Below are 13,192 nucleotides of genomic sequence, written 5' to 3' on the forward strand. Positions count from 1 at the left end.
CAGCTTACCCTTCATTTAAAATTGTTTCTCGGACACTAGTGATTATGAATTATGAATTATGAATCAATGTCGTTAAAATAAGCTTTTGCGTTATACAAACCTTTTCCAAAGTTGGGACCAGACCATGAAAATCTTAAAACATCCATTCCGAACTTCGGAAAAGTTTATCGAATTTCCCCTAACTACACGACATTGAATTATGAATTAAAAATTTAACCGATTATAAACGTTTAATCGGACCATAGATAAATGTATGTTTGGTATTTTAGTAAAATACTAAACCTAACATGAAAAACCCAATCCTTGATAAAAGTTATAATTTTGCAGAAAAGATTCTGAACGTCTATTTTTTCCTCCGCGAAAAGAATCATTACAGGCTAGCAGATCAAATTGTTGGTTCGGGCACCTCAATAGGAGCAAATGTGGTAGAGGCCCAAGCCGCACAATCAAAAAATGACTTTATATCCAAAATCAGCATCGCATCAAAAGAGGCAAGAGAAACGGCCTATTGGATCAAATTACTAAATCGAAAAGAATTGATCCAAGACCATCCTGACAATCTCTATTTACAAACGGAAATCGAAGAGATTATAAAAATTCTAAACTCCATTTTGATTTCCTCAAAAAATAACCGCTAACCACCTTCATTATTAATTCATAATTCATAATTCTGAATTAAAAAAACTCCCAAACCTTCCCCACATACAACTCCCCTCCAAAACTCTCTTTCCATTGGACGAGGCTTTCTTTTGGCAAACCTGTTTTTGGGTCACTCACACCGCCGAGGTCGATGTATTTTTCACCGATATTCCGCATCAGGTAACCTATCAGGAGATCGACCGCCCTGTTTTTCCTCCCTTCATCTGTCGAAGCGATATATTGGGTGCGGGCTACCATAGGATGGGCAAAGACAGTAACTCCGGCCAATATTTCTCCTTTGTGGTAAGCATTGAATTGCCGGATTTTCTCAGGATTATTGGCAGCCAAGGAAGTTATCTCCGCAAGCGTATGAACCGGTTCATAACCCAAAATCTGCCTGTGGTAGGGCATCAGGATTTCTTCCCAAAATGTTGTAAAGCCATCATCCTCTTCAATATGGATCCCTTTGTTCATGGCTTTTTGGACTCCCCATCTTTTGCCCCTGTCCGAGATCACTTTTGGCAGTTCGATGGCATAATTGGGATCTTCGTCCACCAAGACCCCGTCTGCTGAGAGCATGAGGGCATCGTTGTCTAGCTTTTCGGCATGGTAAAACTCCGGAATCGGTTTGACCCGGATCCTGTCAAATCCATTTGCAAACAAGAACTTAATGGAAGATTGGATGATTTCCTGTTGGAGTGCAGGATCAGTGCCTTTTCGGAATATCCAACCTCCGAAAGTCAAGCCCTGATGGGACAAAAACGTATGTTCGTAGCTGTTGCCGGGAAGAACAGAGATCAAATCATTTCCATGGTAGATCAGAAGAGAAGCATCGGTAAATCGGTCTTTATGGTAATCCATAAAACTCCTGGAATGAAGAAATACCCCATTGGAACTGTCTTCGACCAGCTCATTCCAGGCATCTATATCAGATGGGGTATAGGATTTAATTTTTAACAAGGTAATGGGGGATTAAGAATGAAATGGCTATGCCGTTGGGTGATAAATGAAATCAGCATTCAGAACCGGTGAAGTCCATTTACTGCGATTGCGGGATGATAATTAATACTAATTGTGTCAGCTAAAAAAATCAGAAACAAAACTGCTTTGGTTCATTTCAATATCTATTTAATATCCAATATCCATCAATATCCATTTAATATCCAATATCTATCAATATCCAATATCTTCAAATTGATTGTCGAATGGTTTATAGCAGGAATATATAGATATTTTTCTTTGTCTTTGCGCCTTCGCGTCTTTGCGGGAATAATTCTTTGCCTCTTTACCGGGAATTACCCTTTGTGCCTTCGTGCCTTTGTGGGATTTTCTTTTTCTTTCGCGTCTTTGCGGGAAAATTTTCTTTGTGCCTTCGTACCTTTGTGAGATGTTTTTTGAGCCTTCGCTGGAAATTACCCTTCGCGTCTTTGCGGGAAAATACTTTTGTGTCTTTGTGCCTTTGTGTCTTTGTGGGGAATTATTTTTTGCGTCTTCGCGTCTTTGCGGGAAAATACCTTTGTGCCTTCGTTTCTTTGTGGGAATTGTGTCTTAAATTTTTGCAGCAACCGACCTTCCCCTCACATACTCCTCCCGCTTATACCTAACCTTACCCCTGTATGCCAATACCAGAAGCCCAATAAAAACCACTGCGGCTACAGCATACACCTCAAAGGAAAACATATTCCCAAAGTGCATCAAATACCGCTGTGCCGGAAAACTTGACCAGAATTCCTTATTTCCAAGGGCATCCTCCATCCCAACCACATTGAGTGGCAACCAAAATGCAGAGAGCAGGACATTCAGCACACTGATGACAATCACATCCTTGTTGACGATGCGGTATTTCCTCGCAGACTTCAACAGCAATACAACAATAAATGGCAGAAACGCCAACAGCAGCCTCGACTCAGGATGCAAGACAAATACAAACATCAACAGACTTACGGCCATCATGCCCATACCGAGCTTGGCGGCTTCCCTGATTATCCTTGGAAAAAAGGCAAGGGTCAAAGGAATCAGGAAACCAAAAAACAGCATGTGTCCTACCAAAAAATCCCCCGGATAGCGCAGGGTATCTTGTAACAGGCTCATGAAAATTGCCCCAAAATCCAGGTTGATATTGCTGCCCGAAAGAAGAAAAATCACAATGAAATACACGAATAAGACCCCGACAAGCCTCCCTATTTTTTGCTGTTTCGCTTTCTTTTTAAGCAATTCAAAGCTTTGTGGCCAGTCTACCTGATTCCTGACCATCACCGCAAAAACAAACAATACCAAAATTATGACCGATGCAATATGCAACACAGTGGTCCAAAAGTCTTGACCTGAAAACCTTCCCGTAAGGATGCTTACTGCCAAGACAATTCCTAAAATGAGCAAAGACGCCAATACAGGAAAAAAGGATTTAGGCCCTTCTTTGGGGTAAACCACCAAAGGTTCACTCGGTAAAAATATCAACAACAACCCTGTCAGCATCATAGTCGGCCAGACAAACCCGGCGATGATAGAGACCAAAAACAATTTTTGCCTGTTGACCTTGATGAAATAATTGGCCTGACCGATAGCAAGCATCAGGGTAGGCAAATCTGTCGAAAACGGGTTAAACCAGGGATCCTTAAGGACGGCAAAGTTTGCAAAAATCAATACAAAACCCAGGACGGTGAGGTTGTCCCCAAGCCGGAGTTTGGTGGCCAAAGAGAAATACCAATACACCCCCAAACCCAAAAACAGAAAGTGCAGAATCAGCATGCCCCGCATCAGGTTATCATAACTCTTGAGGATATGCAAAGCGCCAAATATCACATTCACAAAAGCAAAAGGCATCAACCTTTGCATCTGAAACAAATTGTAACCTCCGTCTTCTATGTCCTCCAGAAAATTACCTGCAACATCCCTGAAAAACAGACCATCGCCCATAGCACCTTCGTTGACAGGCAATTTCTCTCCCGTAATCTGAAAAATCACTATGGTGAACAGCGCGGCAATTAATGTAAATCTTATCAAGTTATACTGGGGTTGGGTGAAAGGTTATTTTTGGAATTGGCAATTTTAGGAAGATCAAATTAGGTCTCAAATCCAAATCTAAATTATTTTTTTTCAATCAGTCTCTCAATATTTATCACAATCAATAATGTATATACGCTTCTTTGCAAGTTACCTCTATTCTTATTCAGTCGGGACGCCTGCCTGCGGTAGGCAGGGAAGACATAAAACAGTATTTACACAATTTCAATTTGAGACATTTAGCCATAATTTTTTAAATTATCATCGTATTTACTTCTTTTCGGAATACCCCAATATCCATTAATATCCAGTATCAATTAATATCCAATATCCATCAATATCAAGTTAATATCCAATATCATTTAATCATCCAAATACAAGAATTCCCCCAACCTCTTCAATTTCGGCTTCCATAACAGAAACCTTTATTTTCCTTTGAACCTTCTCATAAGTTTTATTGACCAGAAAATCCAAATACTCCAAGTCTATCTCCCTTCCGATCAAAACCAACTCAATGGTTCCTGAATCGATGCCTTTTGCATAATCTCCAACGATATAAGCCTTCTCCACATTGCCCAACCTCTGAACTACCTGCACCAGCAATTGGTCCAATCCCAAAAACTTCGACACCATATTCCTGATTTCCTGAAAGAAAGGATGCTCATCGTTGGCGCGGTAAACCTTGGTTTTCCCCTCATCCCCTGCCTTCAACAAACCCGCGTCAGTCAGGCGATTGAGTTCGACCCGCACCGAATTGGTGGATTCGTCAAATTCCTTAGCCAAGGAACGAAGGTAACTGGCATTGGTATGAGAGAAAAACTTCAGCAGGAGTTTTACCCGCGTTTTGGAGGTGACTAAAGAGTCAAGCATTTATAAAGATGGAGGGGGTGATATAATGGGACCGGGTGAGAGTCCTTGGTGAAAAAATCCGGAAAACTTGAGTCCCAAATGGACATTTTCCAAAAGACCATGAGCAAGAAAAACCCAGCTCCGCCCTTTCAGTCACATTAATGGACATGGCTTAACCGAGTAATTAAATTACTCATGAGTAACAAATTTACTCGGGGAAAATAAAAAAACAAGTAGCATCAAAAGAATTCTTGAAATCTTATAAGTAGCTGATAAATAATATTTTACAAATAAATACCTAAACAAAATGAAAAATGAAATTCAGTATGGAATAAATGGATTTGGTAGCTAAAACTGGTCACTGAAAAAATTTAAAAAAATTATGGGTGTAAGGTATCCTGCTTAAAACCTTTTGAACCCTATTCTTTTCCTAGTAACCTAATTTTCTTCTACAGTCGGGACGGAAGGCGGAAATTGTCTTTCTCACCCTTGAAGCCATCAGTTTCTTTTATAAATATTTCACGCAATATCAGATAATTACCTTTTTTATTGATGATTTTCAACTGCCTGGCCCTTAGGCTTCAAAAGCTAGATCAAATGTTACCTTCTGGTTCAATATCTATTAATATCCAATATCAATGAATATCAATTAAGTACATAACCAACACAATCACTCACAATTCCCCTCCACATCACAACTACTCCCATCCAGATTTTCTGCGACCTGAAGCACAGGATTTGTCTTCATATAATCCTCCCAAGCTTTGCGGATAGTCTGATCAAAAGCTTCCTTGGGTTGCGCCCCCGAAATCCCGTATTTCCTGTCCACTACAAAAAAAGGAACCCCTCGGACACCGATTTGCCTTGACTCATAAATATCCTGCTCGACCTTGTCGGCAAACTCATTGGAACCCAAACATGCTATAACCCTCTTTTCGGGAAGCCCGACTTCAACTGCCAACTTCACCAAAGTAGCTTGATCATCAATATTGGCACCTTCCGTAAAATAAGCCTTCAATAACCTTTCCTTCATTTCTCCCCCTTTGCCCAGCGTCTTGGCAAGTTGCAGCAGCCGGTGGGCATTCTTGGCATTGGCTACCACGGTCTTGTCCATATGGTAAGTCAATCCTTCACCCGCAGCCATTTCCACCACCTGTTGGGAAACCTGCTTGGTCTGTGCCATACTCCATCCCTTGGTTTCGGACAAATATTCCAGCGTGCTTTTGGAAGGGTCAGTCACCATATCAGGATTGAGCAGGAAGCTTTTCCATTCAATTTGGACCTGATCCGCAAATTCAAAATCCTCCAAAGCAGATTCAAGCCTTCTTTTTCCTATATAACAAAATGGACACATGATGTCCGACCATATTTCTATTTTCATAATTGAGATAAATTTACTTCTTTCATAAATCCATTTTAAAATGATATGGTTCAAAAACCAAATACAAAAGAATGTCCTTCCTGCGCCATGGACATAGATCCAAAATCGGAATTCTGCCCCATTTGTGACTACCATTTCCCAAAAAGAAATCCTTTGTTCCAATGGATTGCAATACTTTTGGCCATCCTGTTGCTTTTGCTATTGTTTTTTTAAACATCCTTCATTTTTCATTCTTAATTTTCAATTCTTCATTCCTTAAACCAGCTCCAAGTGTCTTTCAAGCGAATCCTTCACAGCATCCACCACCAGATGGTAAAATGCTTCAGGATTATTGTCTACCTGTACGGCTTCCAAAGCCTTGTAGTAAGCCAACCTTGAATGAAGGTCTCCTTTGAGATTGGCGATGGTATACCCTCTTTTGAGCAAAATCAGATTCATGACCAACCTGCTGCTTCTTCCATTCCCGTCAATAAACGGGTGGATACTGACCAATCTTTCGTGCATTTCTGCAGCCAAAATCACGGGATGCAACCGCCTCTTCTGTCTGTCATAATGAAGGAAATATTCTTCCATCATTTTTTGTAACAAAAAGGGCTGTGGTGGCACATGCTCACTACCGGAGATCCTCACCGGAACAGACCGATACTTCCCTGCATTGTCCTTATCAATCCCTTTCAAAATCAAATAATGCAATTCCATCAAAACCCTGGGACTGTAGTCCAATTGGTCGGTAACCAATTGCTCCATATAAGAAATCGCCTCGGCATGATTGATGGCCTCGAGGTGCTCCCTCATAGACTTCCCTCCAATGGTAATGCCTTCATTGACCACTAGGTGTGTCTCCTGCAAGGAAAGCGTATTTCCTTCGATCCTATTACTTTCAAATGTGTAAGCGATATGAAAGAATTCCTGCATCTTTTGGAGCTGGGTGATGTTCAAAGGCCTTCTGGATTGCCATTTAGCTTTCAGGTCATCGATCTGCTTCAGCTTGTCTTGAATAGACCCACTCAATTCCTCCATGGTCAAAGCCTGCTGACCCGAAAGATAGGCCACCCTTGACTCTGCCAAGGCAAGGATTTCTCCTGCATTTTCTTCATAGGCCAACAAATTATACACTTTCTCAGCCAGCCACATTTTCCTTGCTTCCTCAAAAGGAATCTGTAGTGCTTCTGTAAGCGCCTTCAAATTATCCTCTGTCGGTAGCCTGCTTCCTTTCTCATATTTTGAGATCAAAGCAGGGTCAATCCCTGATTGAAAAGCAAGGCTTCTCACAACGAGTCCTTTCTCATTTCTTTTTTCATAAAGAACTTTTGCCAATGCACTCATCTTGTTGATTTATTTATTGTTGACAAATTTATTCAACAAATTTCGGAATAAAAACTTTTCCCAATTTTTTTTTACATTTATACACCATGAACAAAAGGAATTTTCTCAAAAACTTGTCCTTAACGGCCATTGCTGCATCTGCTTCTATTGAAACCTTTTCTAAAACCCTCGATGCCTATGCTCAGATCCCTCCCTCAGACTTGGCAAGGGATGAAAATTTTTGGAAAAAAATCAGGGAAGGCTATAAGCTCAAGCCGGATTACATCAACCTGGAAAACGGTTATTATTGCTTTATCCCCACCGAAACCCTCGAAAACTACATCGACCACATCAGGGAGATCAATTTCCAAGGTTCTTGGTACTTCAGAACTGTACAATGGGAAAATAAAGACAAAGCTGCTGCAAGGTTAGCAGCCACATTCGGCGGAAGTCCCGATGAAGTCGCCATCACCCGAAATGCAACCGAATCACTCGACATCATCATTTCTGGATATCCATGGCAAAAAGGAGATGAGGCCATATTTGCAGAGCAGGATTATGGCAGTATCCAAAATATGTTTATCCTAGCGGGTAGAAGACATGGCATCACCAATAAAATCGTCTCTATTCCAAACCACCCCAAATCAGACGAAGAAATAGTCAAAATCTACGAAGATGCCATCAGACCCAATACCAAACTGATGATGGTCAGTCACATGATAAACATCACTGGGCAAATCCTTCCCGTCAAGAAAATCTGCGACATGGCACACCGGCACGGGGTAGAAGTAATGTTGGACGGGGCTCACTGCATTGCTCATTTTGATTTTAAAATAGACGAGCTTAACTGTGACTATTACGCCTGTAGCCTGCACAAATGGCTTAGCGTGCCCTTGGGTTCAGGACTGCTTTATGTCAAGAAAGACAAAATCAACAAGATTTGGCCGCTTTTAGCTCCTTACGAACTCGACCATGCCAATATCAAAAACCTCAACCATATTGGAACACATCCGGTTGCCACCGACCTCGCGGTTAACAACGCGTTGGATTACTTCCAAAAAATAGGTGCTGAAAGAAAAGAAGCAAGACTCCGCTTTTTACAATTGTATTGGAGTGAAAAAGTCAGGGACTTCCCCAAAATAAATGTCAACACTCCCGCCGATCCTTTCCGTTCATGCGGGATTGCTAATGTTGGCATTGAGGGTTTGGACCCAACTGAAATGGCAACAATCCTGATGGACAAATACAAGATCTACACAGTGGGTATCAATTACGCCGGAGTAGTTGGATGCAGAATTACACCTAACGTGTATACATCAACTGATGAATTAGATGTATTTGTCAATGCTTTGAAGGAAATGGCAAAATCCTGATGGCTAAAACCTGTTCATTTTATTTTAGAAAATCCCCTATTATTCAACACATTTCACAATGGCTAAAAGTAACAAACGCGCAATAAATTGCTAAAAAGCCAAACTTCCCCTTGATTTTTGCCCATCCATGTAAGATTGTACTTGCACATTGAAATAACTGAAATTATTGCTTGCATCTTATTTCAAACCTTTTCACATTTGCTCACGTTTTCAAAAGCATGTCAAACCTAAATCTCATAGCTCTAAATACTACCTCAACAAAAGCCTTGCTTTTGTCGGCTGTTGCTATGCCTTTTTTCACTCCTTTGAGGAGATTTAGGAACAGCTTCAGGGTGACATCCCCGATCTAACTTTTGGTGTCCTATGTGGACGACCTACAATAGCACGTTCAATTCCTATTTATTTCCCATCAGGCTTATTAGCCTAAAAATTCATTTATTCCCAATTGGACATAATGGAAAACATTCCTTCATTTATCATCAGACCTGCTACTGAAAAGGACATTACCTATGCGGAGACCATCACCACCGAAATGGAGGAGTCGGCCAAAGCGCGTGGCACAGGTATAGCAAAACGTTCTCCTGAATACATCAAAACCAAAATGCAGGAAGGCAAAGCTGTCATTGCTTTGACCAAAGAGGGTATTTGGGCAGGTTTTTGCTACATAGAAGCTTGGGGACATGGCAAATTCGTCGCCAACTCCGGTCTGATTGTTTCCCCGGAATTTAGAAAATATGGTTTGGCTACCCAGATTAAAAATGAGATTTTCAAGCTCAGCCGAACCAAATTTCCCGATTCCAAAATATTCGGATTGACTACCGGAGCGGCTGTCATGAAAATCAACTCAAGCCTTGGCTATATCCCTGTTTCCTATTCTGACCTGACCGAGGATGAGGAATTCTGGAAGGGCTGCAACAGTTGTATAAATGTCGAAATCCTAAAAAGTAAAAACAGACAAAACTGTTTGTGTACCGCCATGCTTTATGATCCTTCCAAAAAGGCTAAAGTGGAAGATGTGGCTTTGAGAACGGATTTCAAGAAAAATCTGAAGTTGTTTGAACGGTGGACAAGACTCAAAAAATACGTCATGCTCAATCTCAAAAAAACCAAAGACAAAACCTTCAATATATTTTAAACCTATCAAGCCAGCATGTAATGGCTTAAATAAAAGATATTACAGATGAAAAAAACAGTTTTAGCATACAGCGGAGGTTTAGACACCACTTTTTGTGCCCTTCATTTAACCAAGGATTTGGGATATGAAGTACATGCCGTCCTAATCAATACGGGAGGATTCTCTTCTACAGAATTACAGGAAATAGAAACCCGGGCAAATGGCCTTGGAGTAGCTTCCTTTACCGTCCTCGATGTAACCAAAACCTATTACCAAGAAGTGTTGAAATTTCTTGTTTTTGGAAACGTCCTTAAAAACGCCACTTATCCACTCTCTGTCAGTGCGGAGCGGATTCTCCAGGCTAAAACCCTAGCAGAATACGCCAAGAAAATCGGAGCAAAATCCGTCGCCCATGGCAGTACAGGTGCAGGAAATGACCAAGTTCGTTTTGATATGATCTTTCAGACCATTGTTCCTGACATCGAAATCATCACCCCTATCCGTGACCTCAAGCTCAGCAGAGAAGAAGAAATTGCCTACCTCAAAAAACATGGCGTTTCCATGAATTTTGAGAAAGCAAAATACTCCATCAACAAAGGGATTTGGGGTACATCAGTAGGTGGTAAGGAAACCTTGACCTCCAACGAAACTTTGCCGGAAGCAGCTTGGCCTACGCAAGTCAGTAAAACTAGTTCAGAGGAAGTTGTCATAGGTTTCGAAAAAGGAGAAATCAATTCAGTAAATGGATCCACTTATGACAATCCCGTGGACGCGATCCTGAAAATCCAGGAACTTGCCGCCCCGTATGGTATTGGGAGAGATATTCACGTAGGAGATACGATTATTGGGATCAAAGGACGGGTAGGATTTGAAGCTGCGGCTCCGATCATCATCATCAAAAGCCACCAATTATTGGAAAAACACACCTTGACCAAGTGGCAGTCTTTCTGGAAAAACCAGCTTTCTGAATTCTATGGCAACCACCTCCATGAAGGACATTACCTCGATCCTGTCATGAGAAATATGGAAGCATTTTTGGAAAGCACCCAGGTGTTTGTCTCCGGTACAGTCAAAATAATCCTCCACCCCTATCGTTTTCAATTAGTAGGAATAGAGTCCTCCCATGACCTGATGTCTTCCAAATTTGGCAGCTATGGCGAAATGAACAAAGGATATACCGGTGAAGATGTCAAAGGCTTTACTAGAATTCTTGGAAACCAGACTGCCATTTTCCACCAAGTCAACCACCATGAAGAAAATTAAAACAGCCATCATCGGTGCAGCAGGATATACCGGGGGAGAATTGCTTCGCCTCTTGGTCCATCATCCCTACTGCGACTTGGTGTATGTCCACAGCAATAGCCAAAAGGGCAAAAAAGTAATTGATGTTCATCCTGACCTGATTGGCGATACAGATCTTATTTTCACAGATAATGTCGACACAGAAGGTATCGATGCGGTTTTCTTAGGACTTCCCCATGGCGAGACCAAAGGGTTTTTGGAAAAGCATCACTTCTCCACCGACACGGTCATCATTGACCTGAGTACGGATTTCAGAGATGAAAGCAATGGTTTTGTCTATGGTCTACCTGAAGTCAACAAACCAAAAATCAAAACTGCCAAAAAAATCGCCAACCCCGGCTGCTTTGCGACAGGAATCCAATTGGCTTTGGCCCCTGCCATAGCAAAAGGGTGGGTAAAGGATACTGTCCAAATCTCAGGCATAACCGGAAGTACAGGGGCAGGCAAGAAATTGGCAGAAACCAGCCATTTCAGCTACCGCACAGGCAATATGTCTGTCTACAAACTCTTTACCCATCAGCATCTCAAAGAAATCAAACAGACTTTTGGGCAGTTAAACCCTGAATTCAACCAGGAATTATTGTTCGTTCCTTACAGAGGCAATTTCTCCCGCGGAATCTGGATTACAGCCTATTTTTCTTTCGATGGGGAATTGGAGGAGGCTAAAAAAGTTTACAAAGATTTCTACCATGATGCTCCTTTTATGCATGTGTCAGATCTGGATATTGACATGAAGCAGGCTGTCAATACCAACAAATGCATCCTCCATATCCAAAAAGAAAATGGCCAATTGGTCATCTATTCGGCCATTGACAATTTGCTCAAAGGCGCATCGGGTCAGGCTGTCCAGAACTTAAACCTTGCATTTGGACTTGAGGAAACTACCGGACTCAATCTTAAAAGTATCGCTTTCTAAACTATTGACCATGAACTTATTTGACGTATATCCTCTAATCAATGTCACTCCGGTCAAGGCCCTTGGATCCAAACTTTGGGACGACCAAGGAGATGAATATACCGACCTGTACGGCGGCCATGCCGTGATTTCTATCGGACACAGCCATCCACATTTCAATAAAAGGTTAAAGGAACAATTAGACAAAATCACTTTTTACTCCAATTCTGTCCATATTCCGATCCAACAGGACCTTGCCAAAAAATTAGGGGAGATGTCAGGATATCCTGATTTTAATCTCTTTATGTGCAACTCAGGTGCTGAAGCCAATGAAAATGCGCTCAAACTTGCCTCCTTTGCCACCGGGAAATCAGGCTTCATTTCATTTTCAGGTGCTTTCCACGGCAGGACTTCTGGGGCAGTAGTCTTGACTGACAATCCAAAAATCGTTGCACCATTCAACCAAAGAGCTGATGTATTCATACTTCCTTGGGAAAATATCCAAGCAGTAGAAGACCAACTAAAATCCGGAAACATCGCAGGAATTATCATTGAAGGCATACAAGGCGTGGGGGGAATTCAGGTTCCTTCATCTGGATTTTTGTTGGCACTTGACAGACTTTCCAAAGAATATGGTGCAAAACTGATCCTCGATGAAGTGCAGTCAGGCTATGGAAGAACAGGTAAATTCTTTGCCCACCAATGGGTGAAAGGATTGGTTCCCGACCTAATCACCATGGCAAAAGGCATGGGTAACGGTTATCCGATCGGAGGGGTTTTGATCCACCCGGATTTCAAAGCTTCTTACGGGCTTTTGGGAACCACTTTTGGTGGCAATCATTTGGCTTGTGCGGCAGGATTGGCGGTATTGGAAGTGATCGAATCTGAAAACCTGATGTCACATGCCGAGAAAATGGGAGAATACCTGATCTCGGAACTGAATAAAATCACGGGTGTCACCGAAGTCAGAGGCAAAGGATTGATGATCGGAATAGACTTAAATAGAGATGCTGCTCCTGTTCGTTCTGAATTAGTCAGTAAATACAAAATATTCACAGGCAGTTCAGCAGGTAAACAGACCATTCGTTTGCTTCCACCTTTAAATATTGGGCTCAAAGACCTATCTTCGTTTGTTGAAAGTTTGAAGAAAGTGTTGGTTTAATTTATTGAACAATTATCCTTTCCTTATTTTAATTTTAAGTATGTACGCAATGAGGCAAGGAGATTGGAAATCTATATTATTGGTGTATGCAGACTGGAATGCCCGGTACTTCCGTCTTCGTCCCGATAGTTCGGGATCCGTCCCGCTTGAAGAATAACATAGGGTTATT

Annotated in this window: 11 protein-coding genes; 6 read left to right on the plus strand and 5 right to left on the minus strand. The window is 41.6% G+C overall.

The features are described from left to right. Positions 1-287: 287 nt before the first annotated feature. The gene (locus M3O96_RS15695) at positions 288-638 is read left to right on the plus strand and encodes a four helix bundle protein (protein WP_249722095.1); all 351 of its coding nucleotides are present in this window, start codon (positions 288-290) and stop codon (positions 636-638) included. Positions 639-675: 37 nt separating this feature from the next. Here the strand turns inward: M3O96_RS15695 and M3O96_RS15700 are convergent, their stop codons facing one another. The 5 genes from M3O96_RS15700 to M3O96_RS15720 form a co-directional block, all read right to left on the minus strand. Next, positions 676-1,599, minus strand: coding sequence for a GNAT family N-acetyltransferase (locus tag M3O96_RS15700; RefSeq protein WP_249722097.1), 924 nt, complete (start codon positions 1,597-1,599; stop codon positions 676-678). Between the two features lie 588 nt (positions 1,600-2,187). Beyond that, positions 2,188-3,642, minus strand: a complete 1,455-nt coding sequence (locus M3O96_RS15705; protein WP_249722102.1) for a hypothetical protein — start codon at positions 3,640-3,642, stop codon at positions 2,188-2,190. Positions 3,643-4,008: 366 nt separating this feature from the next. Further along, positions 4,009-4,512, minus strand: coding sequence for a winged helix-turn-helix domain-containing protein (locus M3O96_RS15710; RefSeq protein ID WP_249722107.1), 504 nt, complete (start codon positions 4,510-4,512; stop codon positions 4,009-4,011). 649 nt (positions 4,513-5,161) lie between these two features. After that, entirely contained in the window at positions 5,162-5,872 is a 711-nt protein-coding gene (locus M3O96_RS15715; RefSeq protein WP_249722113.1) for a DsbA family oxidoreductase, read from the minus strand. A gap of 255 nt (positions 5,873-6,127) precedes the next feature. Next, positions 6,128-7,198 carry a Fic family protein gene (locus tag M3O96_RS15720; RefSeq protein WP_249722120.1) on the minus strand — a complete coding sequence of 357 codons (1,071 nt, stop codon included), beginning with the start codon at positions 7,196-7,198 and terminating at the stop codon, positions 6,128-6,130. An 86-nt stretch (positions 7,199-7,284) separates the two neighbouring features. Between M3O96_RS15720 and M3O96_RS15725 the strand changes: the two genes are divergently transcribed. The 5 genes from M3O96_RS15725 to M3O96_RS15745 all read left to right on the plus strand — a co-directional run bounded on the left by M3O96_RS15725 (position 7,285) and on the right by M3O96_RS15745 (position 13,023). Beyond that, positions 7,285-8,550: an aminotransferase class V-fold PLP-dependent enzyme gene (locus M3O96_RS15725; protein ID WP_249722124.1), complete on the plus strand. Its 1,266-nt coding sequence runs from the start codon at positions 7,285-7,287 to the stop codon at positions 8,548-8,550. Between the two features lie 454 nt (positions 8,551-9,004). Further along, positions 9,005-9,685: a GNAT family N-acetyltransferase gene (locus M3O96_RS15730; protein ID WP_249722126.1), complete on the plus strand. Its 681-nt coding sequence runs from the start codon at positions 9,005-9,007 to the stop codon at positions 9,683-9,685. A gap of 45 nt (positions 9,686-9,730) precedes the next feature. After that, positions 9,731-10,927 (plus strand): argininosuccinate synthase, encoded by a 1,197-nt coding sequence (locus tag M3O96_RS15735; protein WP_249722127.1) that lies wholly within the window; start codon positions 9,731-9,733, stop codon positions 10,925-10,927. Then, positions 10,914-11,882, plus strand: coding sequence for an N-acetyl-gamma-glutamyl-phosphate reductase (gene argC / locus M3O96_RS15740; RefSeq protein ID WP_249722130.1), 969 nt, complete (start codon positions 10,914-10,916; stop codon positions 11,880-11,882). The genes M3O96_RS15735 and argC overlap by 14 nt, the downstream gene beginning before the upstream one ends. Positions 11,883-11,892: 10 nt before the next feature. Next, entirely contained in the window at positions 11,893-13,023 is a 1,131-nt protein-coding gene (locus M3O96_RS15745) for an aspartate aminotransferase family protein (protein WP_249722133.1), read from the plus strand. Positions 13,024-13,192: the final 169 nt, after the last annotated feature.

The organism is Aquiflexum sp. TKW24L (assembly GCF_023502205.1).
Lineage (GTDB): Bacteria > Bacteroidota > Bacteroidia > Cytophagales > Cyclobacteriaceae > Cognataquiflexum.